The organism is Nocardia brasiliensis NBRC 14402, from assembly GCF_000308475.2.
Taxonomy (GTDB): domain Bacteria; phylum Actinomycetota; class Actinomycetes; order Mycobacteriales; family Mycobacteriaceae; genus Nocardia; species Nocardia brasiliensis.
Genome location: NZ_BAFT02000094.1, coordinates 39,263 through 62,042 on the forward strand (window position 1 = coordinate 39,263; position 22,780 = coordinate 62,042).

Below are 22,780 nucleotides of genomic sequence, written 5' to 3' on the forward strand. Positions count from 1 at the left end.
AGGATGTGAGTTCCCATGACCGTCACCGGCTTGTTCACCTGGCTCGGCGGGGGTCAGCCCAACGATGTCGCCTACCGCCACGAACGCACCGGATACGCCGTCACCGGCGCGGTGGTGCTGCTCTTCGCGACCGTGTCCGCGCTGGTCACGGCATTCGCCCTGGGTTCGGTCGGCACCTGGCCGGTGCTCGGTGTGCTCGCGGTCGCGTTGCTCGTCGGGGTGCCGGCCTGCGCGATCGCGCGGGCCCTGGCCACGCCGCGGCCGGATCGGATGCCGGACAAGCTCGGCCTGCTCGCGCGCGTCGCCCTGGCCGTGCTGACCGGTGGGCTGATCGCCGAGCTCGCGGCGATCGTGGTCTTCGGCGGCAGCGTCGACCGCACGTTGGACGAACGGGCCCAGCGCGACACCGCTTCCGCGCCACAGGTCGTCACCGCCCGCACCCAGCTCGACCGGGCGCGCGAGGACCGGACCGCGCTGGATCGAGCCATCGCCAAGGCGCAGGACGACATCGATCGCACCATGACGATCGCACGCTGCGAACTGAACCCGGGTCCGGAATGCCCGCAGCAGTTGATCACCCGGGTGCCCGGCCGCGGCCCGGAAGCACAGGTCGCCAACGACATGCTCGACGACGCCCGCAGGCAGCTCGCCGTCGCGCAGGCCCGGGTCGAGCCGGCCGACCAGCGCGTCGCGGAGGCCGAAAAGGCCGTCACAGCAGCCGAATCCGCCGCCTTCACCGCCGCCGACCGTGGTCTGGGCGCGCGCTGGCAGGCGATGAACGACTACACCACCCACCATGCGGGCGCCATGCCGCTGCGCATCCTGACGATCCTCGCGGTGATCGCGCTCGCCTTGTTGCCGCTGCTGCTGCGCTGGTGGCGCGGGGACACCTCGTTCGACCGGGCCACCGCCGCGCTCGCCGTGCGGGACAAAGCCGAGCAGGACGCCGAGGCCGCCATCGCGGTGAAGCAGGCCGAGGTCCGCGCCGCGGCCGAGCACCTGCGCGCCGAACAGCGCCTCACCTCCGCCCGGCTCGCCGTCGAGGCAGACACCGCGATCGACCGGGAGCGCCAGCGCACCCGGATCATCGCGGCCGTCGGCGGCGTGGAATTCGGCATCACCGAACCGGCCCGCCGACCCGAACTCCCAGCCGCACCGGCTGACGAACGAAAGGACAGCTCCGTGTCTGCCGAAGGATTCGTGACACCGAACCTGCCCGCCCCCGTCGCCTCGGGTGCCCTCGCGCCGCAGGACGCCCGGCCGCCGCTCGCGCCCAGAACCGGTGGTGGCCTGGAACTTCCGTTGATCGGCACGGTGCCGTTCACCGATACCGCCGCCCGCTTGATCCGCCCGCTGGTCCCCGCATTCGTGGCCAACGCGATCGACAACGCGACGCACCCGTTGCGCACCGCCAGGCAGGCGTTCGAGGAGGTCGAGGAGATCACCTTCACGTTGCGCCGCACCCGCAAGGTCACGGTGGACACCCAGGATTCGCACGGAACGAGCGGCTACCAGCTCGCGCCGGGTTCGCCCGAAGCGGTGCACGCGCAGCGCATCGCCGCCACCGTGGTGGACGCCGACTACGGGCAGCAGGATCCGCGCTACTCGCCCGCTCACTCGGGCGCGCAACCCTACGGGCTGCCGAACGCCGGGCACGACGAGCTGACCGGCCGCGATACGCCCGCGCTGCCCGGTAGCGGCCGACGCGAGCTGCCACGCGGCCGCTGAAGTGCCTACCGTGGGGGCCATGCGACGCGTTCGAGCGAACCTGGCCCACACGGTGTCGGCGCGCGCCGGTGCCGCATTCGAGCGCTGCCCGATCCAGCAGGAAATCAGACATCGGCACGCGCACGTGTGCACCAGATCGCGCACGCCGCGCGGCAAGCCCGGCGCATCAGCCGCGACGTCGGCCAGTGCCCGCCCACCCCGATCTGCGCGGCCGACCCACTGCGCTCGGCTCGAGGCCCGCGCGCAGCCGTTGATCGACGTACTCGGCCGCTCGTGGACCTCGGGTCCTGCGCTGCGCGGCTGGCCCGGAATAGGCTTTTCTCTCATGACCCGCACTGACGTCTCCCCGGCCGCGTTCGGGTCGCGGCTGCTCGGGCCGGTGGACGAATCCTCGGGGATGCGCCGGCTCCGGGTGCAGTTGCTGCTGACCGTACCGACGGTGGCCGCGAACCTGGCCGGGATGGCGGTGACGTTCGCGCTGATCGGCTTCGTGCTGCCCGGGCCGACGGTGTTCACCCGGGAACTGCTGCTGCTGAACGTGATCGCGACGCCGCTGTACACGGCGCTGGCGTTGTTGATCGGGATCTGGTGGGGCACCGTCGGCGGGCTGCGCGCGCTGCGCTGGGCCACCGATCCCGATCAGGTACCCACCGAGGCCGAGCAGATCGCGGCGTCCGCCGTCCCGCGCCGCCTCGTGGTGCGGCAAGCGGTGCTGTGGTTCGCCGGTGCCGCCGTGCTCACCCCGCTCTACGGTGTCACCGAGCCCGCGCTCATTCCGAAGATCCTGCTCGGCATCGGCTTCAGCGCCGTGGTGGTGTGCGCCAACAGTTACTTGATCGCCGAGTTCGCGCTGCGTGTGGTGACGGCTCGGGTGCTGGACGCGGCGCCGTCACGCCGGCGCCGCGGCATGGGTGTGTTCATGCGCTCGCTGATCGCCTGGATGCTCGGCGCGGGCGTGCCGGTGACCCTGTCGATGATCGTCGCGGTGTGGGCGCTGGCCGACTCCTCGGTCAGCACGGCCCGGCTCGCGGTCTGCATGCTCTCGCTCGGCGGCGCCACACTGGTGTTCGGCCTGCTGCTGATGATGCAGACCGTGTCGGCGACCATCGCCCCGATCCGCGGGGTGCGGCGCGCCCTGCGCCAGGTGGAGGACGGCGACCTGCGGGTGACGATCACCGTGTACGACGGCACCGAACTCGGCGAGCTGCAAAGCGGTTTCAACCACATGGTGGAGGGCCTGCGCGAACGAGAACAGATCCGGGATCTGTTCGGCAAGCACGTCGGGCGCGAGGTGGCCGACGCCGCACTGGCGGGCAATCCGACCCTCGGTGGCGTGGAGTGCGAAGCGGCCGCGCTGTTCGTCGATATCGTCGGCTCGACCACGATGGCCGCGACCGTGCCCGCCCCCGAGATGGTCGCCATCCTCAATCGCTTCTTCGACATCGTGGTGGACGAGGTCGAGGCGCACGGCGGCCTGCTGAACAAGTTCGAGGGCGACGCCGCGCTCGCCGTCTTCGGCACGCCCGCAGTGCTTTCCGACGCCCCCGGCGCCGCCCTGGCCTGCGCCCGCGCCATCCGGCGCCGCCTCGACGCCACCGCCAACGACTTCATCGCCGCGATCGGGGTGGCGGCGGGTCGCGTGGTCGCGGGCAATGTCGGCGCCCGGCAGCGCTATGAGTTCACCGTCATCGGTGACGCGGTCAACGAGGCCGCCCGGCTCTGCGAACTCGCCAAACAGGACGACCTGCTGCTCGCCTCCGCGAACACGGTGAACGCCGCGGGTGCCGCCGAAGCGGCGCACTGGCAGCTCGGCGACTCCGTCACGCTGCGTGGTCGACTCACCCCCACCCAACTGGCCCGCCCGGCGTCCGAGTAGTTCCCGCACCCGGAGCCGGCGACGCGCACTCGTTTCGCACGGCGAAAGCCGCTACCACGGCAGCGCACCCGCCCCGGAAAACCGGAGCGGGTGCGAAGGGATCACGGCCGGGCCGTGCGCAACCGGAACGCCACCCAGGCGGCGACCAGCAGGATCGACGCCGTGCCGACGGCGGCGAAGTGGATGCCGGAGACGAACGCCTCGTGCACCGAGGCGAGGAACGCCCCCGCCACCGATTCCGGTAGCTGCTGAGCGAAAGCCGTGGCAGCGCCCAAGGATTCGGACGCCACACCGACCTGGTCGCTCGGCACGTGGCTCAGGTCGAGCCCGTTGCGGAAGATCGCCATCACCACACTGCCGAGGACGGCCACACCCAGCGCGATACCGGTCTCGTACGCCGTTTCCGACACCGCTGCCGCGGCACCGGCCCGCTCGGCGGGTGCCGAGCTGACCACCAGGTCCGCCGAAACCGTCAGCGCGACACCGACACCCGCGCCGATGAAGAGGAAGCCGAGAATGAACGGCGTCGTGCTGGTCGCCGCGTCCGGACCGAGCCACAGGAACAGCGCCGAACCGATCGCGGCCACGGTCAACGCACCGCCGAGCACCCGGCCGGGCGCGATCCGGCGCACCAGCCAGGCCGCGGCGAGCGAGGCGACCACGCTCACCGCGAGCCCGGGCAGCAACAGCAGTCCGGCTTGCAGCGGTGTCCGGCCGAGCACCAGTTGCAGGTACTGCGAGCCGAAGAACAGCACGCCGGCCAGCGCGAACACCGCGAGCAGGTTGGTGAGCACCGCGGTGCGGAACCTGGGCAGCGCGAACAACTTCAGGTCCAGCATCGGCTGATCCAACGTCCGCTGCCTGCGCACGAACAGCACGCCGGCGACCGCGCCGACGACCGCGACCAGGGTCGTGGTCACCGCGAAACCGTGCGCCGCCGTCTCCTTCACCGCGTAGACGATCGGCACCAGCGCGAGCATGGACAGCCCCGCGCTCGCCAGATCGAAGCGACCCGGGTTCGGATCCCGCGATTCCGGAATCAGGAACGGGCCCAGGCCGATCAGCACCAGCATCACCGGCAGGTTCACCAGGAACACCGAACCCCACCAGAAGTGCTCGAGCAGCCAGCCACCGAGCAGCGGTCCCGCCGCCGCGCCGCCGCCCGCCATCGCGCTCCACACCGCGATGGCCACGGTCCGCTGCCGCGGATCGAGGAACATCGACCGGATCAGGCCCAGGGTCGCGGGCATGAGCGTCGCGCCGGCGACACCCTGCAGAACGCGGGCGCCGATCAGCATTTCGGGCGAGACCGCCCAGGCGGCGAGCAGTGAGGCGACACCGAAGCCCGCGGCGCCGATCAGCAGCAGCCTGCGGCGGCCGATCCGGTCGCCCAGGTTGCCCATCATCACCAGCAGCCCGGCCAGCACGAACGAGTACACGTCGATGATCCACAGCAGCTGCGGCGTGGTCGGCGCCAGGTCGGCGCTGATCGCGGGCACCGCCAGGTCCAGCACCGTCGCGTCGACCGCGAGCAGCAACAGGGCCAGCGCGAGTACGGACAGCCCGGCCCATTCGCGCGTACCGGCGCGGGGTGGCGTCTCGGACCCGGTCGGCCGGGTGGTCTTGGTCTGGGTGGTCATGACTTTCTCGACTTCCGTCGCGTGTTTTTCTTACCGTCCAGACGGTACAGTAACAGACCTTACCGTCCAGCCGGTATAGTTCCGCGGTGTGACGGCCAATACCCGCGACCGGATTCTGGACGCGCTCGAATCGCTGCTCCTGGAAAAGGGCATGTCGCATGTGACGTTGGAGAACGTCGCGGCGGCCGCAGGCGTCTCCAAAGGCGGCCTGCTGTATCACTTCAAGAGCAAGGACGCGCTGCTCGCCGGCCTGGTGCGGCGGCTCACCGAACGCGCGGCCCAGCAGCTGACCAGCGCCACCGACCGGGGACAGTCGGTGGTCGAGTGGTACCTGCAGACCCCCGACCCGGACAACGCCGACGAAGCGGTGGAGCTCGAGGTCTACCGCTCGATGCTGGCGACCATGCGCACCATCGACGCCGCGAACGGCACGGAGGTCGACGAGGTACAGCAGGCCCTGATCGAGATGATGAATTCCTGGTCCGACGATCTGGACCAGGAGATCGAGGACCCGGTGCAGGCCGATATCGTCCGGCTGGTCGGCGACGGCGTGTACCTGCGGGCCCTGCTCGGCCTGCCGCCGATCGACCCGGCCCGCTACCGCCGCGTGGTGGACCGGCTGCTGCAGCGCTGACCGCGCGGCCGCGCCGGTTACACTCGGCCCGTGCTACCAGCTGCCGACCCGGCCGGTGCCGTCGGGGCGGGAGACGATCCGGCACCAGGGTCACCTGGAACGACGGTGCCGATCCGTCCGATGACCTTCCGCGAACTCCTGGATGTGCCGTTCGCGCTGATCCAGGCGAATCTGCCCGCGCTGCTGCGGGTGAGCCTGCCCGGCATCGTGGTCGCCGAGCTCGTGGTCGTCGCGCTCACCGCGGTTTTCTCGTCCCTTACCGAAGGCTCTGACGCGGGTACCGCGTGGGCGGCGATCCTGTCCACGGCGGCATGCGTGTGGGTGCTGCGCTTCGTACTGCGCGGCACCACCGTGGCGATCGGGCTGGGGAGCATCGCGGGCGCACCGATCGGCGCGGCCACCGCGCTCGGGCGGCTCAGCGCGACGGCCGGGGCGCTGCTCGTGTTCCAGGTGCTGTACACCCTGGTCGGGGTGAGCGTGCTCGCGCTGACCGGCTTACTGATCGTCACGCTGCCGTTCGGCGTGCTCTGGCTGGGCTGGTTGCGCGGCAAACGTTTCGTCGCGGTGCCGGTGATGTTCGTCGAGCAGGCGCCGCATCGCGGCGCCGTGGCCCGGTCGAAACTGCTTGTCGCCGGGGCAGACTGGCAGTTCACCTGGCTGTGGGTCGCGCACCGCTGCCTGCTCGCACTGCTGTGCGTGCCGCTGCTGGGTATTCCGTTCTATCTGTCGGATTTCTCCGGCACCCGGCGCTGGGCGGTCATCGTGCTGCTCACCTCGGGTGTGCTGCTGATCGCCGCGTTCGGCGAGATCGCCGAGTCGGCCACCCGGGTGGTCGGCTACGTCGACCGGCGCTGCCGCCGTGAGGGTTTGGACATCCACGTGCCCGGTACCGAGGCCCGATGAACGAATTCCACGACGCCGGAGCGCCGTTCGACGCAGGCCCGGACCAGCCGCCCGGCCCCCCGCGCCTCGGCGCCGCCGCCGACCATCGCGCGGCCGCCGAACAGGCCGCGCAGCGCCGCGATTTCGATGCCGCGCTGCGGGAACGTTTCCGCGCCGTGCTGCGGGGCTTGGAGCAGCGCGGCGTACTCGAGGTCCGCCGTTCGCGCACCGCCCGCGAGACCGCCGACGACGTCACGACCGCGCTGCCCAGCGACGGCGCGACCGAATTGCACCCCGCCGCACAGAGTTTCGACGAGGTGGTCTACGGCGGCCGCCGGGCGACCGAGGACGAATACCGCAGGCTCGAATACGCCGACCGGTTCTCCGAAGCCGCCCCGCCGCCGGTGCTGCCGCCCACCGAAATCGAGGTCAGCGAAAAGGCGCCGCGCACCCGCAGACGGGTGCCGCCGCTGCCCGCGCTGCTGCGCGACCCGCGGTTCTGGGCCGGTCTCGCCGGTCTCGCCGCGCTCTTGCTGCTGCTCTATGCGGCATTGCAGTCGTGCGGTGCGCCGACCGCGCCGGAACCGCCGACACCCTCGAAGCCGCCGACACCGCCGCGGCCCAGCGGGTCCGGCTCCGGATCGGGTTTCGGCGCGGGCGACGACCCGATCTGGGAGCGGCTGCCCGCACCGGTGTTCTTCGGCGCGGTGCAATTCCTGATCGCCGCCGCGGTGGTGGTCTGGTGGCGGGCGCGCCGGCGCGGCGCCCTGGTGCGCGAACCGCGCCCGGTCGAGGTCGCCGCGAACGAGCTGCTGGCCGGGCAGGCCGCGCTGTACCGGCGCTCGAAGGACTACGAGCACGTCGCCGCGAAACTGCGCGGGGCCACCCTGCGCCGGATCCGCCCGACCCTCGGCCTGACCGCCGATACCCCGCCGGAGCGGCTCGTCGGCGCCCTCGCCGCGCGCACCGGCACCGACCCCGCCCAGCTCGGCACCGCGCTGTACGGGCCGGTGCCCGACGTGGAAACGCTGGAACTCGTTGCCACCCAACTCGAATGGCTCGAGGCGGAGCTCGGATGAGACCGCCGCCGCCGCACGCTTGCCCGGCCGCCGGGAACCCCCACCTGACACTGGAGGTCCAATGACCATTCCCACCGATACCAACCACGGTCCCACCGCCGCGGCGGCCGGCGCGGCGTTCACCGCGTTGCGCGCCGAGATCGGCAAGGCGGTGGTCGGCAACGACAACGCGATCATGTACCTGGTGCTCGCGCTGCTCTGCCGCGGGCACGTGCTGCTCGAGGGTGTGCCCGGGGTGGCGAAGACGCTGCTGGTCCGGGCGTTGGCGACGGCGTTGGACCTGCAGCACGCCAGGGTGCAGTTCACCCCGGACCTGATGCCGGGCGATGTCACCGGCTCCCAGATCTACGATCCGCACTCGGCCGAGTTCACCTTCCGGCACGGCCCGGTGTTCACCAATCTGCTGCTGGCCGACGAGATCAACCGCACGCCCCCGAAGACCCAGTCGGCGCTGCTGGAATCGATGGAGGAGCGCCAGGTTTCGGTGGACGGCAAGCCGCGGCCGCTGCCCGACCCGTTCGTCGTGGTCGCCACCCAGAACCCGATCGAGCAGGAGGGCACCTACCCGCTGCCGGAGGCGCAGCTGGACCGGTTCCTGTTCAAGGTCGACGTCCAATTGCCCGGCCGCGAAGACGAATTCCGCATCCTGCAGCGCCACGCCGCCGGCTTCGATCCGCGCGATCTGGCCGCGGCGGGGCTGCGGCCGGTGGCCGGCCCGGCCCATATCGCCGCGGGCCGTGCCGCCGTCGGCACGGTGACGATCAGTCCCGAGGTGCTCGCGTACACCGTCGACATCTGCCGGGCCACCCGGATGGCCCCCGCAGTGCAGCATGGCGCGTCCACCCGTGGCGCGACCGCGCTGATGGCGGCCGCACGCGCGTTCGCCTGGTTGAACGGGCGCGGGTTCGTCACCCCCGACGACGTGAAATCTGTGGCCGTCGCGGTACTGCGGCACCGGTTGCAGCTGCGGCCGGAGGCGGAGCTGGACGGCGTGACCACCGAGGGTGTCATGACGTCGCTGCTGCTCTCGGTCCCGGTTCCGGTGTAGCGATGCGCGCCCGCCCCGCCGCTTCCGTCGGCCGCCAGCAGCCGGTGGTCACCGGCCGTCTCGCCGCACTCGCGGGGGTGCTGGCGCTGCTCGTCACGTTCGTCGTGCCGTCCTGGATCGGCGTGGTCGTGGCGAGCGCGATACTGGCCGCCGCCGTGCTGTTCGACCTCGGCACGGTCGGCCGGGCCGGTGCTCTGGGCCTGTCCCGGCCACCGCTGACCACCGTCCGGCTGGGTCGCGCCACCGAGGTGGAACTGGTCGCGGTGAACAACGGCGCCAAGCCGCTGCGCGGCACGGTGTGGGACGACTGGCCCGACAGCGCCCGCGCCGAAAACCGCACGCACCGGCTGGATCTCGCGCCCGCCACACTGGTCCGCTGGCACACCACGCTCACCCCGGCCCAACGCGGTGACCGGGTCGCGGGCGCGGTGACGGTGCGCCTGATCGGCCCGCTCGGGCTTGCCGGAACGCAGTCCCGGCGCCGGGTTCCGGCCCGCGTGCGGGCGCTGCCGCAGTTCCGCAGCGAGCGCCTGCTGCGTTCGAAAGTCAAACGGCTGCAACACCTCGAGGGCCGTAACGTGGCCAACCTGCGCGGGCAGGGCACCGAATTCGATTCGTTCCGCGAGTACGTCGCGGGCGACGACGTGCGCGCCATCGACTGGCGCGCCACCGCCCGCGCGACCGACGTGCTGGTGCGCACCTGGCGTCCCGAACGCCACCGGCACATGCTGATGCTGCTGGACACCGGCCGGATCAGCGCGGGCCGGGTCGGCGACGGCACCCGGCTGGACGCGGCCGTGGAAGCGGCGCTGCTGCTCGGCGGGCTCGCCGCGGCGGCGGGCGACTCGGTCGATCTGCTCGCCTTCGACCGCGAACCGCGCGCCGAGGTGCGCGGCATCAGCGGAAAAGGGTTGCAGCTCAAGCTGATGCATGCGATGGCGGGCGTCACGCCGGAACTCGTCGACACCGACAGCGCGGGCCTGGTGCGCGCCGCCATCCAGCGCACCCGGCGGCGCAGCCTGATCGTCTGGTTCACCAGCCTCGACGGTGCCGCCGTCGAGGAGAACCTGCTGCCGGTGCTGCCTACCCTGGCCCAGCGCCACCGCGTGCTGATCGTCTCGGTCACCGATCCCGATATCGCCGCGGCCGCCGCCCGCCGCACCGGCCGCGCCGACCTCTACCCGGCTGCGGCCGCCGAAACCATCCTCGCCGAGCGCGCCCTCGTCCAGGAATCCCTGCGTCGCACCGGTATCGCCGTGGTCGCCGCCGCCCCCGACCGCCTCCCCGAAGCCCTCGCCGACGAATACCTCGAACTCAAACAGTCCGGCACCATGTAATCGGCGTGCCGCCGGCGCCGCGAGGCGCATGATGGATCCATGTCCGATCTTGCCTCGTTCGTCCGCGGGTTGCCCAAGGCCGAGTTGCATCTGCACTTGGAGGGGACGCTCGAACCCGAGTTGAAGTTCCGGCTGGCGCGGCGCAACGGCATGGAGCTGCCGCAGCGGACGGTCGACGAGATCAGGCAGACCTACCAGTTCCACGACCTGACGTCGTTCCTCCAGGTCTACTACCCCGCCATGGCGGTGCTGCAGGAACCGGCAGACTTCCATGATCTGGCCTTCGACTACCTGACCAGGGCACACGCGCAGGGTGTGCGGCATGTCGAGATGTTCTTCGACCCGCAGGCGCACACCGGGCGCGGTGTCCCGTTCGCCACCGTGATCAACGGATATCGCTCGGCCATCGTGCAGGCGCGACGCGAGTTCGACATCTCGGCCGAGTTGATCCTGTGCTTCCTGCGCGACTACTCCGCCGAATACGCCATGGCGACACTGCTGGAAGCGCTGCCCTACCGCGACTGGATCATCGGGGTCGGACTCGATTCCGACGAGCGGGGCAACCCGCCGAGCAAGTTCGCGGCCGTCTTCGCGCGCGCCCGCCGTGAAGGATTCCTGCTGACCATGCACTGCGATATCGACCAGCAGGATTCGATCGAGCACATCCGGCAGGCGCTGGAGGACATCGCCGTCGACCGCCTCGACCACGGCACCAACATCGTCGAGGACGACCGGTTGGTCGAACTGGCCAAGTCCAACGGGATCGGGCTCACCTGTTGTCCGGTGTCGAATTCGTTCGTCACCACCCAGATGAAGTCCGCCGAGATCGTGGACCTGCTCGGCCGCGGACTCACCGTGACGATCAACAGCGACGATCCCGCCTACTTCGGTGCCTACGCCGCGGACAACTACGTGGCTCTGGCTGAACACGCCGGACTCGACCGGGCGCAGCTCATCACACTCGCGAAGAACTCGTTCCGGGCCTCCTGGATCACCCCGGCCCGGCTGGACCGCTTCCTCCAGGAGATCGACGACTACGCCACCACCTAGCCCGCGCGCTTCACCGCACCGCGACGCCGGGAACAGCGGGTGGCCCGAGCGGGCCGCGCGGAAACACCGGGAACAGCGGCGGCGGCAGCACGCGACGCTGCCGCTCGGCGATGATCGCCCCGAGGATCTGCAACGGCGGGTAGCCGCTCGGCGCGGGCACCTGCAACCGTGCGCAGACCGCGGCGACGAGCGCGCTGCCCAGCTGGTGTTGCACCTCCGGCGTGAGGGTCTTGGACCGGCTCAGGTACTGCCGGACCGCGAGCGCGAGATCGTCCGGCAATCCGGCCAGCTCCAATTGCGCGGTCCAGCCGACCAGCCACGGCGGCGGCACGGCGAGCAACGGCACCGGCAGCGCCCGCTGCGCGTGCACCACCACGGTGCCCGCCAGCACATCGCCGACCCGGCGCGCGTTCGGGGAACACAGCGAGGTGAGCACGGCGACCGCACCGAGCGCGCCGAGCATCCAGAAGTCGACGATGGCACCGGCCAGGCCGCGGGTGAGCGCGTGTCGGAAGTCGATCGGGCCGCCGTCCGCGCGCACCACCCGCAGGCCGAGCAGCAGTTTGCCGAGCGTCCTTCCGCGCGAGAGGGTTTCGCAGGCCACCGGATACCCCACCAGCACGGTGACGAGGGTGACGATCACCGCGACGCTCAGCCAGGCCGTGTCCGCCCCGTTGGGCAGCAGCACGGCGACGGCCAGCACGAACAGCACCGAAGCCAGCGCGAACTGCGCCACCGCGTCGATGAGGAACGCGGCGGCCCGGGTCGGGATCCGGGCGATCGGCAGCTCGAGCGCGACCGCTTCGCCGGTGGTGAATTCAGCCATGTCGATAGCATTCTTGCGACCGGCGGTAGTGGGAGGCAACCGATGGACGTAGACGCATACAGTTTCGCGCATCGCAGGGCGTGGGAGCGGCTGGATCAGCTGTCCTCGCGCAGCAAGCTCTCCGGCGCGGAGGCCGACGAACTCGTCATGCTGTATCGGCGCACCTCCCAGCAGCTGGCCAGGTTGCAGTCGCACAGTCCCGATCCCGAACTGATCGCCGGTTTGAGCGCGATCCTCACCCGGGCGCGCGGGCGGGTGCTCGGCAGCAGGGCCGACACGTGGTCGGAGATCGGCCGGTTCTTCACCCATCGCTTTCCGGCCGCCCTGTATCGGACCTGGCCGTGGTGGGCCGGCGTCGCCGCGGTGTTCCTGCTCGTCTCCGCCGGGCTCGCGCTCTGGGTGGACCGATTCGATTCGGCGCGTACGGTTCTCGGCATCCCCGCCGACACCAGCGGCCTGACGGCGCGCGGCGGCGCGTTCGAGACCTACTACTCCGAGCATCCGCAGGGCGCGTTCGCCGCGCAGGTGTGGACCAACAACGCGTGGGTGACCGCGATCGCCCTGTTCACCGGCGTGCTGATCCTGCCCGCGGTGTATCTGCTGTTCATGAACGCGCTCAACCTGGGTGTCTCGGCCGGCCTGATGGCCGATGCCGGACGGCTCGACGCATTCTTCGGGTTCATCCTGCCGCACGGCACGCTCGAGCTGACCGCGATTTTCGTCGCCGGTGGCGCGGGCCTGAAATTGGGTTGGACGCTGATCGACCCGGGTCGGCTGAGCCGCGTGGAGGCGGTGGCGCGCCAGGGCCGCGCCACCGCGACGATCGCGCTCGGGTTGGTCGGGGTGCTGCTGGTGTGCGGCTGCATCGAAGGTTTCGTGACGCCGAGCCCGCTGCCCGCCCCGGTGCGCATCGCCATCGGGTTCACCGCGGAAGCGTTTTTCCTGGTCTACGTGTTCGGTGTGGGGCGGCGAGTGGTTCTGGCCAAGACCGAGCACGGCGTGGAGACATCGGGTGCCGGGGTGATCGGCGGCGGGCAGACAACCGCGAGCACACGCTGAGCGAAGTGGGTTCGGGCAACCGACAGCTACGCCGTGTCACGGTTCGGTTGCGGTATCCCCCATTTGAGTTCCGCTGGCCGCAGCGAGTCGTGCTCAGCTGCGGCCAGCGTTGCCGTTGACTCTACACAATCGTTATGCCGATGCAACCCTCGTCGCTCGTGTCAAGCGTATAAAGCAGCGCGCCAGCTAACCCTTGTGAGAGCATGGTTTTTCAGAGTTCCAGCTAACTTGCAGCGCGCGCCGCAGGCTCAGATTCGGGGCGTCGATTTTTCGCACCCTCCCACGAATCCGCTGGTCTCGCTTTATCCGTTTCGTGGCGGTACAAACATTCCCCGAGCGATTAGCTGTCGTCCCGACGTAGATCAGTCAATGCTCCGCCACAGGCCGCTCTAGCTGCATGTTCAACGCGAAAGTTGGCGATAGCTGGACAGTGGATGAACAGAAAGCGACTTCAAGTCTGTTTACGGCGTATTTAACACGACGTGCGCCTAGTTGAACCGCCCGTGCACATGCATGTGTCATGACAAGATCAGGAATAACCAGACCTTGCAGAGTCGTCGCCGCCGGCCGCCGGAGGCGCAGGTTCAGCACCACGGCCGCAACTTTCGAAGCCGGTGTGATCTTCGCCTCACCTGCGGCGCGGACCCGGCGAAAGGCACGAAATCGACACGGGGGCAAGCGTTCCGCGGCACAGACACGCGAGGGCGACACACCGGAATGCCGCGAGCGGGCGATGACTTATCGCCACGAACAGTCACGGCGACGCGCGCACCGTGCGTCCACACCGCCCGTCCGGCTCGTGCACAGGCTGGGCATGACGCGTACTCCACCACTGTGCACAGGTTCGGCACACCGTGTCGCCACCGCTGTGCATGCGGCCCGGCGTCATCGATGTCCACACGTCGGCACTACCGGTCCATCCCCAATGGGGACAGCGCGTCAACAGCTCTGCCGACCGTTTTCCGCACCCGGGCAAGCTTTCATCCACAGCCTCGAGCCAGGCGTTTGGGGATGCGGCACCGCCGGATTCTCGAGGTCGCGGCGGCAAAGCGGAGATGAACAGCGTCCGGCCATCCAGAAACAACCCACAGCATCATCCACAGCCTCGAAGTGCCGGACACCGAACCTTGCGAACCCTGCGGACCCCCGCTGTCGACGGCTTATCCCCAGTGGGCCACGCCTGGCCATCCTCGAGCAGCGCACAGCTCTATCCACAGGACAGCGCCGCCTCCACCGCATGGGGATAACTGCCGAACCGGTCTGTGCGACACCGGTATCCGGATCACATCGGTCGAGATGGCAGCGCCAGGAGCGGGACTCAGCCGATGCGCAGAATTCCGGTGATCGTGCCCTGCAGCACCCGCCCGCCGTGGGTGAGCAACGGCGAAGTCTGCAACGGGTCGTCGATCAGCGTGCCGGGCAAGGGATGTCGTGCGGTCACCGCTCCGGTTGCCGGATCGAGCACCGTGAACGCATAGCCGTCCAGCGGTGTCGTGGTATCCGGACCTGCCCGGGTCACGGTGTACACCGCGTTGTCGGGAATGGACAGGCGCGGCACGGCCGCGCTGCGCACCTCGTTCTCCCACACCGTGTGGCAACCGTTTTCGTCCACGTCGACCCGGGTCATGCCGCCGGTGAACGGCGCGGTGGGCGGCAGCGCAGGGCCCGCGTCCTCAGGAACCTTGGGATAGGGATAGCCGTAGGTGCTCGCGACGAACACTGAACGGCCGATCCCGATCGGCGAATTCTCGCTGCCCGCACCGCCCTTCGTCAGCACCGGCTGCGTGCACACCAACTGGCCGGTGCCCGAACGGAATACCACCGCGTTGACCTGTCCGTCGGCGTTGTCCACGATGGTCAGATAGTCGGCCCCGGTATCCGGCCCGAAGTACGTGGGTGTCGACCCGGTGCCCCAGCTGAGTTGCCCCGGCTTGCGCGCGGAGCCGCGGTCATAGACCGCGCGCCACCGGATCTCGGGCCGGCCCGCGGTATCGGCCGACAACTCGTAGAGCGCGTGTGTCGTGGCCACCGCGATCCGCCCGCTCGGCGCCGCCGAAATGCTGTTGGCCACCTGTTCCCCCGCGGGCAGCGCCACCGTCGCGACGGCCCCTGCGGGCGTGACCAGCCCGACCACACCGCGACCCGTGGCGAACCAGACGTTGCCCGACCAATCCGGCACCAGGCCGGTCACGTTGTCCCCCACCGGGATCACCGCACTCAGGTCCGCCGCCACCGTGCTGGTGAACTGCCACGTCCCGGCGGCGTCGCGGGAATGCCCGATGCGGAGCAGCTGGTTGCCGCCGTCCACCACGACGAGGCGATCCGCGCTGTCCAGGTAGGCGTATACACCGCCGAGCAGACTGCCCTTGGCCAGCGGGAGTGCGGCGAGCGAATGCCCGACCGGTCCGGCGGCGGCCGGGTCGATCAGATGCACCGTCGGGATCTGCCCGGCGAGCGCCGTGCACAGCGCGACCACCAGATTGTCGGATCCCTCCAACAGCGTGGGGCAGGCCGAGAGCAGCGGATATCCGGCGAGCGGCACCGCTGCCGTACCCGGCCCGGCCAGCGGTGTGGCGTCCGAGGAACCAGCGTCGCCGTGCATGGTCGAGGTGCCGAGCGGGCCGAGGAACGGGTTGGCTGGGGCGAGCGGCCCCCACGGCGCGGCAGCCGCGGCCGAGCCGGGCCATGCCGTGAGGAGACAGACGGCCAGAAACATCAGCAGCGTACGCATCGCGGTCTCTCGGGTCGGTGACACTGCGTCCGATCGAACCGAAACGGGCGCTCTCGGCACAGTATTGGGAACGTCGATGATCCGAACAGCCGCGCCGCAGTGGATACCATGACGCTATGAACGGTGTGCGGGCCCGCGTCCTGTCGACGGTGGCCGGTCAGCTCGGTAATCCCCACGGCCTGCTCGGGCGCGGCGTCGCAGTGGTCCTCAACCGCGCGAACAAGCGCGCCATCGAGGCCGCGGTGGCGGCCGCCGCGATCCGGCCCGGCCAGACCGCGGCCGATCTCGGATTCGGCGGTGGCGCAGGACTTTCCCTGCTGCTGGCACGCATCGGCAACAGCGGCACCGTGCACGGCGTGGAGATCTCGCCGGACATGCTCGCCAGGGCCAGGTCCGCGTTCGCACGCGAGATCACCACGGGCCGGCTGCATCTTTCCGAGGGCTCGCTCACCGCGTTGCCGCTCGCGGACCACAGCCTCGACGGCGCGATCACGGTGAACACCATCTACTTCGTAGCGGACCTGGACGCGGCCTGCGCCGAACTCGTCCGGGTGGTGCGACCGGGCGGGCGGATCGTCATCGATATCGGGGACCCGGACACCATGGCGAAGATGCCGTTCACGCCCTACGGTTTCCGGCTCCGTCCGGTGGCCGAGGTGATCGCCGCCCTGGAGCAGGCCGGCTGCACCGTGGACCATCAGCAGTCCGCGACACCGCCGATTCCTCGTCATCTGCTGATCGCCACGCCCTGACCACACTTACATCAACGCACCGCCGTCGATCCGGATCTCGGTGCCGGTCATATAGCGACCGTCCTCCGACGCGACCATCGCCACCACGCCCGCGATGTCCTCGGGACTGCCGAGCGCACCGCCGTTGAGCCAGCCGGTCATCCGGGCGAACAGTTTGTGGTCGAACCCTTCCGGCTGGTCGAGGATGGACTTCGTGGTGATGCCGCTGGTGATCCCGGCGGGCACGATGTTCACCGCGCGCAGCCCCTGCTTGGCGTACTCCAGCGCGATGGCGTGGGTGAAGGCGTTGACGCCGCCCTTCGACGCCGCGTACGCCGCAAGGTAGGGCGCGGCACTGAACGCCGCGGTGGAGGAGAGGTTCACCACCACCCCGTGCCCGGATTCGAGCAGCGCGGGCAGCGCGGACTGGGTCATCAGGAAGGTGCCGGTGAGGTTCACCGAGAGCACCTGATTCCACACCTCCAGCGGCATCTCGTGGGTGCGCGCCGGGCGCAGGATGCCCGCGCCGTTCACCAGCACGTCGAGCCCGCCGAGGAATTCGAGCGCGGTGCCGGTCGCGGTGCGCACCGAGTCCGGGTCCGCGACGTTCACCGCGACGGTCCGCAGCCGCTGCGCCGCGTCACCCGCCTTCTCCGCCGTGGCCGCCAGGCCCGGCTCATCGATATCGGCGGCGACCAGCTGCGCCCCCTCATCCAGCAGACGCAGGGCGATGCCCTGTCCGATGCCGGATCCTGCTCCCGTCACCACCACGCGGCGGCCGTCATATCTGCGCATGTCAAGAATTAGAACAGGTTCTCATTGTGAGTCAAGACACTTCGGTCATCCCATTTCCCGAACGCAAAACTGAAACACGTTCTAGTGTGGACCCATGCCGCACGACGCGTTCCGGCCGGCCGAGCTCGGGCCGATCCAGCTGCGCAACCGGATCATCAAGGCCGCGACGTTCGAGGGACGCACGCCCGACGCCTTGGTCACCGACGAACTCATCGATTTCCATCGCGCGGTCGCCGCGGGCGGTGCGGGGCTGACCACCGTGGCGTACTGCGCGGTCGCGCCGGAGGGTCGCACCGACCGGCACCAGATCTGGATGCGTCCGGCAGCGGTCCCCGGATTGCGCAGGCTCACCGACGCGGTGCACGAGGCGGGCGGCGCGGTGTCGGCGCAACTCGGCCACGCGGGTCCGGTCGCCAACGCCGCATCCAATCGCGCGCCCGCGCTCGCGCCGAGCCGGCAGTTCAGCCCGATCAGCCTGCGACTCACCCGGTCCGCGACCACCGCGGACATCCGCCGGATCATCGCTGCGCACGCACGGGCAGCACGCCTGGCGGTCGAGTCCGGATTCGATGCCGTGGAACTGCATTTCGGGCACAACTATCTGATCAGCTCGTTCCTCAGCCCGGCGCTGAACAAACGTGGCGACGAGTACGGCGGCACCCTGGTCAACCGGGCGCGGCTGGCCCGGCAGACCGCGGACGCGGTGCGGCAGGAGGTCGGCGGCGAGATCGCGGTGCTGGCGAAGTTCAACATGGACGACGGGGTGCCTCGCGGTTTCCGCGGCGACGAAAGCCTGACCGTCGCACGGTGGCTTGCCCAGGACGGCAACCTCGACGCGCTCGAGCTCACGGTCGGCAGTTCGCTGCGCAATCCGATGTATCTGTTCCGGGGCGACGTGCCGCTGCGCGAATTCGCCGACCAGTTCCCGCAGCCGCAACGGGCCGGGATCCGGTTGGCCGGTCGCCGCTTCCTGCGCACCTATCCCTTCCACGAGGCCTACCTGCTCGACGAGGCGCGTCGCTTCCGCGCCGAACTCGCGCTGCCGCTGGTCCTGCTCGGCGGCATCGCCTCGCGCGCGTCGATCGAGCTCGCGATGGCCAACGGGTTCGAGTTCGTCGCGATGGCGCGGGCGCTGCTGCACGATCCCGGACTGGTCGGCCGGATGAGCGCCGAGGCGGTCGCGGTCTCGCAGTGCACCCATTGCAACCGCTGCATGCCGACCATCTACCGGGGCACCCGCTGTGTCCTGACCACCCCCGCCTGACCGCGCCGTACGAAAAGGGCCCCGGATCCACGGATCCGGGGCCCTGTTGTTCGTGCTGTCGCTCAGTTGATCTCGCGGATCGCCCGCTCGGACAGCTCGGCGGCACGCGGACCGACCGCGGCGGCGAATTCCTGCAGCGCTTCACCTTCCAGCGCGATACCGGCGACGTCGTTGCGGATGCAGCCGTTGGCCACCGGCACCCGGTCGAACCGGTCCTTCATCCAGGACATCACGCGCGGCTGCGCGGTGACGAACAGGCTGTAGCCCTCGTTGGCGTGCGTGCGGTTGTACTCCACGCGCGCGTCCGGATCCGCGCAGTAGGTGTCGACCAGCTTGTTGACCGGGCCGACCGGCGCCACCCAGTCCGGGTTGGACTGGTAGATGAACATCGGCATCTTGGGCACGCTCTTGCCCATCCGCACCTTCTCCAGCACCGCGGCGGGCACCGGCTCACGCGTCATATCCGGGCTGTCGAACAGGCCCTTGATATTGAGGAACGGGAACATCGCGGTCGCGTTCCAGCCCATGCACATATTGCTCTGCGGACCGACCATCGCCTTGCCCAGCGGATTCATGTGCTGGTCGAAATACTCCTGCAGTTCGGGATATTCGCGGGCGACACCCAGCACGCCGGAGTAGATGAGCCCGGCGGCCAGCTGACTGTTCGCCAGATCGACCATCGCCGTCATATCCGCCGGCACGCCGCCTTCCGCGACACCGACGATATTCAGCTCGGGCGCGTACTGCTCTTTCAATTCCGCGGCCCAGCCCGCGGCAATGGCGCCGCCCGAGTTACCGATCAAACCGACCATCGTGTCGGCGCCGCGGTCCAGGGACATCTGCGCGAAATTCTCCGCGGCACGCACGCCGTCCAGGGTCACCATTCCGGCCAGCGGCCCGGCGCCGAACGCATTAGCGGGACCTTCGTGATCCGGCAGCGAAACCGCCCAGCCCTGCGAAATCGCGTACAACGGAATCAGCATTTCACTGTCCGGCCCGACGGTGCCGCGATAGTTCGTCGGCACGCTGGCCTGCTGCACCGTCTGCGACGGCGCGCAATGCGGCGCGAGCGAGTCCTGCGGCAACTGGTAGGAGATCATCCGATCCGGCTTGCTGCCACGCGGTTTCAGCACCGTGGTGATCGCGGCGATCGGTTCGTTGCGCGAGTTGGTCGATCGGTAGGACAGCTGCCAGGCGTCCACGTCGAGCGGCACCAGCGCGAAGAAGGACGGCACCATTTCCCGGGCCGCGATGATCTCACCCGGTTCTTTCGAGGCGACCACATCGGCAGGCGGATAATAGAACGACGGATCGTGCCCGTCGAATCGGCCGAGAATCCCGTGGTCGTGCCACGGCGTCGCCGGCGGCACCGGAAACGGCAGTTGCGGATACACCGGGTAAGGCCCTTGCTGCCCAACGGGTTCCGGTTCGGCTGCCGCGAACCCCGCCGCCGCCACCTGCACGGTCACCGCCGCGGTAGCCGCCAGCGTCACGATTAATCGGCGCCGCGGCCCTGTTCCGAGCACATTCATACGCGATCCTTCGCAGTCGGAGAGTAGAACATTTCTGGGAAGATCCACGAACGGCGTCACATTTCGCGCACGCAGAAGCCACACGAGTGACGCGTAAGCGTTGGGGAAACGCCCGATTCGGGATAGTTTCGCGGCGAGCATAGCGCCGCCACCCCGAAACCCCGTGCAATGAATCGAAGAATTATTGCGTTTCGCCGAAAATCAGTTCCCACTTTCCCCGTTCCCCCACATCCCTTCGAACCAAACACCGCCCACCGCAACGAAACCTTTGTCCGCCCACGCCATCACCGCCATGAAGTACTCCCGTCCACGGCATGTCTCTACCTCCGCACAACGGAGAGGGATTGCCCTGCACGGGCACAGAGTGATAGCCCGCCACACTCGAAAAGCGTCAGCCCCCTAAGGGCACGGAAAGTCGCACAGCTCCATCGCGAGAGCGACAACCCAGAGACAGCGACAACCCAGAGACAGCGACAACCCAGAGTCGCCGAGCGACAACCCTTCATCGCGGCGTGACCAGCCCCGCAGAACGGCCAGTGATAGCCCCACCCCACAAAGAGTGACAACTCCAACGAGAAACCCCACAGAAGAGACTCCCCCAACACGCCCAGCCGGATGTGCGCCCGAACAGTGTCATCCCCACGAACATCACCGCACCCCAACACGAAACGCACCCACCCACGCAAACCCCGGATGCGCAAACAACACAGGAATGGGGGGTTCGGGGGGCAAAGCCCCGCCGAGCGGGGCGTGGGGGCTGCGCCCCCACAAAATACGAGGGAAACGAGCAAGGCCCATGCTCTCCATGAGCATGGGCCTTGCACGAGTGCAACGGGTGGGCGAAGGGGGACTTGAACCCCCACGTCCCGAAGGACACTGGCACCTGAAGCCAGCGCGTCTGCCATTCCGCCACTCGCCCGAGCGACTCCGAGACAGTATCACGCACCACGCGCGGACACGAAATCGTGCTTGTCGGCTGGTGACGCGGGGGCTGGACAAGCCAGGGAACCTGCTGATCGCGCCAAGAGTTACAGGTGTGGACGATCGTGGATATCATGCAATGAACGTGCTCGATACGCGACACGCCATATCCGCGTGTCGTTGTTACGGATCCGAAGAACTGACGCTCACCGAAGGGAGGCCGAGATGGGCATCGTTTCACGGTTCGAGCGTCGTCTGCAGGGTGCCGTCGGTGACGTGTTCGCTCGGGTGTTCGGCGGGAATGTCGTGCCGCAGGAGGTGGAGGCGGCGCTGCAGCAGGAGGCCGCCGATCATGTCCAGGAGCTCGGCGGCGGACATCTGTTGGCGCCCAACAGCTATGTGATCACGATCAATTCTTCGGATCACCAGCAACTGGATGCCGATCACGACCTCACGACCCGCGCGTTCGCCAAGCATCTGCAGGATTACATCCGGGAGCAAGGGTGGCAGACCTACGGCGAAGTACACGTGGCTTTCGAGGCATCACCTACGCTGCACACCGGACAGTTCAGGGCAAGCGGCCGGGTCGACCCGGACATCGGTCGCCGAGCTACACCAGCTCACAGCCCCGAACCCCCGCCACAACGACCTGATAACCCGCAACCAGGAGCTGGCCCCATGACGCAGAACTCAGGCTACGACCCGAGCCGTGAGCCCGCGGAGTCCGATCCACGCAACCGCGGGTACGCCCCACCGCCTGCTGGTCGCGGCGGTCCGCAGAACGGCGCGTACCGCGAGGACTACGGTCGTGGCGCTGCACCGTATGGTTCGGCCGATTATCAGGCGCCGGACGCGCAGCAGGGGTATGGCGAGTACCAGAACGGCTACGACTACCAGCAGGGTGGTCAGGCCTACGGTCAGCCGGGCTATCAGGAGCCGGGGTACGGCCAGCAGCCGGGCTATGCCGATCGCGCTTACGGTCAGCAGGGTTACCAGGAGCCGGGGTACGGCCAGCAGGGCTATCAGGAGCCCGGGTACGGCCAGCAGGGTTACCAGGAACCGGGTTACGGCCAGCCGGGTTACGGCCAGCAAGGCTATGGCGATCAGGCGTACGCGGATCCGGCGTACGGCCAGCAAGGTCAGGGCTACGCCCAGCCGGGGTACGGCCAGCAGGGCTATGCCGAGCCGGGTTACGGCGATCAGGCTTACGCCGAGCCGGCTGCGTACGGCCAGGACGACCAGGGCGGTTACGGCCAGGCCTATTCGCAGCAGCCGGGGTACGGCCAGCAGCCGGGCTATGGCGCCGCGCCGGCGTACGGCGCTGCCCCGCAGGCCGGTTCGGGTTATTCCGCGACTCTTCAGCTCGATGACGGCAGCGGCCGCACCTACCAGCTGCGCGAGGGCAGCAACATCATCGGCCGTGGCCAGGACGCGCATTTCCGGCTGCCCGACACGGGTGTTTCGCGCAGGCATATCGAGGTCCGCTGGGACGGTTCGACGGCGATGCTCTCGGATCTGGGTTCCACCAACGGCACGCTGGTCAACGGTTCGCCCGTGCAGGACTGGCAGCTCGCCGACGGGGATGTCATCCGCGCCGGGCACTCCGAGATCCTGATCCGTATCGTCTGATCCCGTAAGCTCGCGATG

The 22,780-nt window shown here is 69.3% G+C and carries 17 protein-coding genes and 1 tRNA gene; 12 read left to right on the forward strand and 6 right to left on the reverse strand.

All coding sequences use genetic code 11. The annotated features are described in order from the left end of the window. Positions 1–15: 15 nt before the first annotated feature. Positions 16–1,728, forward strand: coding sequence for a DUF4407 domain-containing protein (locus tag TY25_RS31835; RefSeq protein ID WP_042262402.1), 1,713 nt, complete (start codon positions 16–18; stop codon positions 1,726–1,728). A gap of 325 nt (positions 1,729–2,053) precedes the next feature. Beyond that, on the forward strand, positions 2,054–3,604 hold the full coding sequence (locus TY25_RS31840; protein WP_042262406.1) for an adenylate/guanylate cyclase domain-containing protein: 1,551 nt from the start codon (positions 2,054–2,056) through the stop codon (positions 3,602–3,604). A 101-nt stretch (positions 3,605–3,705) separates the two neighbouring features. On the opposite strand, the gene TY25_RS31845 is transcribed toward TY25_RS31840, so the two are convergent. Then, positions 3,706–5,244, reverse strand: a complete 1,539-nt coding sequence (locus TY25_RS31845) for an MFS transporter (RefSeq protein WP_042262408.1) — start codon at positions 5,242–5,244, stop codon at positions 3,706–3,708. Positions 5,245–5,332: 88 nt separating this feature from the next. Here TY25_RS31845 and TY25_RS31850 point away from each other — a divergent pair, with 88 nt between their 5' ends. From TY25_RS31850 to add, 6 genes are all read left to right on the forward strand, one after another. Then, complete coding sequence (locus TY25_RS31850) at positions 5,333–5,878, forward strand: TetR/AcrR family transcriptional regulator (RefSeq protein WP_042262410.1); 546 nt, start codon at positions 5,333–5,335, stop codon at positions 5,876–5,878. A gap of 105 nt (positions 5,879–5,983) precedes the next feature. Continuing rightward, entirely contained in the window at positions 5,984–6,781 is a 798-nt protein-coding gene (locus TY25_RS31855; RefSeq protein ID WP_226887109.1) for a hypothetical protein, read from the forward strand. Next, a complete protein-coding gene (locus TY25_RS31860) occupies positions 6,778–7,839 on the forward strand; it encodes a DUF4129 domain-containing protein (protein ID WP_042262415.1) in 1,062 nt (353 codons plus the stop codon). The genes TY25_RS31855 and TY25_RS31860 overlap by 4 nt, the downstream gene beginning before the upstream one ends. Before the next feature lie 61 nt (positions 7,840–7,900). Next, a complete protein-coding gene (locus tag TY25_RS31865) occupies positions 7,901–8,887 on the forward strand; it encodes an AAA family ATPase (protein ID WP_042262416.1) in 987 nt (328 codons plus the stop codon). Between the two features lie 2 nt (positions 8,888–8,889). Next, positions 8,890–10,224 (forward strand): DUF58 domain-containing protein, encoded by a 1,335-nt coding sequence (locus TY25_RS31870; RefSeq protein ID WP_042262418.1) that lies wholly within the window; start codon positions 8,890–8,892, stop codon positions 10,222–10,224. 39 nt (positions 10,225–10,263) lie between these two features. Next, positions 10,264–11,274, forward strand: a complete 1,011-nt coding sequence (gene add, locus TY25_RS31875; RefSeq protein ID WP_042262420.1) for an adenosine deaminase — start codon at positions 10,264–10,266, stop codon at positions 11,272–11,274. Between the two features lie 10 nt (positions 11,275–11,284). On the opposite strand, the gene TY25_RS31880 is transcribed toward add, so the two are convergent. Next, positions 11,285–12,100: an RDD family protein gene (locus TY25_RS31880; RefSeq protein ID WP_042262422.1), complete on the reverse strand. Its 816-nt coding sequence runs from the start codon at positions 12,098–12,100 to the stop codon at positions 11,285–11,287. Between the two features lie 42 nt (positions 12,101–12,142). Here TY25_RS31880 and TY25_RS31885 point away from each other — a divergent pair, with 42 nt between their 5' ends. Then, entirely contained in the window at positions 12,143–13,159 is a 1,017-nt protein-coding gene (locus TY25_RS31885) for a stage II sporulation protein M (protein WP_042262424.1), read from the forward strand. Between the two features lie 1,318 nt (positions 13,160–14,477). On the opposite strand, the gene TY25_RS31890 is transcribed toward TY25_RS31885, so the two are convergent. Continuing rightward, positions 14,478–15,890, reverse strand: a complete 1,413-nt coding sequence (locus TY25_RS31890) for an NHL repeat-containing protein (protein WP_042262426.1) — start codon at positions 15,888–15,890, stop codon at positions 14,478–14,480. Between the two features lie 116 nt (positions 15,891–16,006). Between TY25_RS31890 and TY25_RS31895 the strand changes: the two genes are divergently transcribed. Then, positions 16,007–16,642 (forward strand): class I SAM-dependent methyltransferase, encoded by a 636-nt coding sequence (locus TY25_RS31895; protein ID WP_042262428.1) that lies wholly within the window; start codon positions 16,007–16,009, stop codon positions 16,640–16,642. 6 nt (positions 16,643–16,648) lie between these two features. Here TY25_RS31895 and TY25_RS31900 read toward each other — a convergent pair whose 3' ends face one another. After that, complete coding sequence (locus TY25_RS31900; protein WP_042262431.1) at positions 16,649–17,416, reverse strand: SDR family NAD(P)-dependent oxidoreductase; 768 nt, start codon at positions 17,414–17,416, stop codon at positions 16,649–16,651. A 94-nt stretch (positions 17,417–17,510) separates the two neighbouring features. On the opposite strand from TY25_RS31900, the gene TY25_RS31905 reads away from it, so the two are divergent. After that, positions 17,511–18,680: an NADH:flavin oxidoreductase gene (locus TY25_RS31905; protein ID WP_042262433.1), complete on the forward strand. Its 1,170-nt coding sequence runs from the start codon at positions 17,511–17,513 to the stop codon at positions 18,678–18,680. Between the two features lie 62 nt (positions 18,681–18,742). On the opposite strand, the gene TY25_RS31910 is transcribed toward TY25_RS31905, so the two are convergent. Both TY25_RS31910 and TY25_RS31915 read right to left on the reverse strand, forming a co-directional pair. Further along, a complete protein-coding gene (locus tag TY25_RS31910) occupies positions 18,743–20,212 on the reverse strand; it encodes a lipase family protein (protein WP_226887110.1) in 1,470 nt (489 codons plus the stop codon). A gap of 836 nt (positions 20,213–21,048) precedes the next feature. After that, positions 21,049–21,131, reverse strand: a tRNA-Leu gene (locus TY25_RS31915). A gap of 227 nt (positions 21,132–21,358) precedes the next feature. Here TY25_RS31915 and TY25_RS31920 point away from each other — a divergent pair. Continuing rightward, positions 21,359–22,762, forward strand: coding sequence for an FHA domain-containing protein (locus TY25_RS31920; RefSeq protein ID WP_029892279.1), 1,404 nt, complete (start codon positions 21,359–21,361; stop codon positions 22,760–22,762). Positions 22,763–22,780 lie beyond the last annotated feature (18 nt).

Bases quoted from the DNA above. Each gene is read 5' to 3' on its own strand.
- TY25_RS31870 (WP_042262418.1), top strand. From the start codon at position 8,890: ATGCGCGCCCGCCCCGCCGCTTCCGTCGGCCGCCAGCAGCCGGTGGTC.
- TY25_RS31905 (WP_042262433.1), top strand. From the start codon at position 17,511: ATGCCGCACGACGCGTTCCGGCCGGCCGAGCTCGGGCCGATCCAGCTG.
- TY25_RS31895 (WP_042262428.1), top strand. From the start codon at position 16,007: ATGAACGGTGTGCGGGCCCGCGTCCTGTCGACGGTGGCCGGTCAGCTC.
- TY25_RS31845 (WP_042262408.1), bottom strand. From the start codon at position 5,244: ATGACCACCCAGACCAAGACCACCCGGCCGACCGGGTCCGAGACGCCA.
- TY25_RS31920 (WP_029892279.1), top strand. From the start codon at position 21,359: ATGGGCATCGTTTCACGGTTCGAGCGTCGTCTGCAGGGTGCCGTCGGT.
- TY25_RS31900 (WP_042262431.1), bottom strand. From the start codon at position 17,416: ATGCGCAGATATGACGGCCGCCGCGTGGTGGTGACGGGAGCAGGATCC.
- TY25_RS31885 (WP_042262424.1), top strand. From the start codon at position 12,143: ATGGACGTAGACGCATACAGTTTCGCGCATCGCAGGGCGTGGGAGCGG.
- TY25_RS31835 (WP_042262402.1), top strand. From the start codon at position 16: ATGACCGTCACCGGCTTGTTCACCTGGCTCGGCGGGGGTCAGCCCAAC.
- TY25_RS31910 (WP_226887110.1), bottom strand. From the start codon at position 20,212: ATGAATGTGCTCGGAACAGGGCCGCGGCGCCGATTAATCGTGACGCTG.
- TY25_RS31880 (WP_042262422.1), bottom strand. From the start codon at position 12,100: ATGGCTGAATTCACCACCGGCGAAGCGGTCGCGCTCGAGCTGCCGATC.
- TY25_RS31865 (WP_042262416.1), top strand. From the start codon at position 7,901: ATGACCATTCCCACCGATACCAACCACGGTCCCACCGCCGCGGCGGCC.
- add (WP_042262420.1), top strand. From the start codon at position 10,264: ATGTCCGATCTTGCCTCGTTCGTCCGCGGGTTGCCCAAGGCCGAGTTG.
- TY25_RS31840 (WP_042262406.1), top strand. From the start codon at position 2,054: ATGACCCGCACTGACGTCTCCCCGGCCGCGTTCGGGTCGCGGCTGCTC.
- TY25_RS31860 (WP_042262415.1), top strand. From the start codon at position 6,778: ATGAACGAATTCCACGACGCCGGAGCGCCGTTCGACGCAGGCCCGGAC.
- TY25_RS31890 (WP_042262426.1), bottom strand. From the start codon at position 15,890: ATGCGTACGCTGCTGATGTTTCTGGCCGTCTGTCTCCTCACGGCATGG.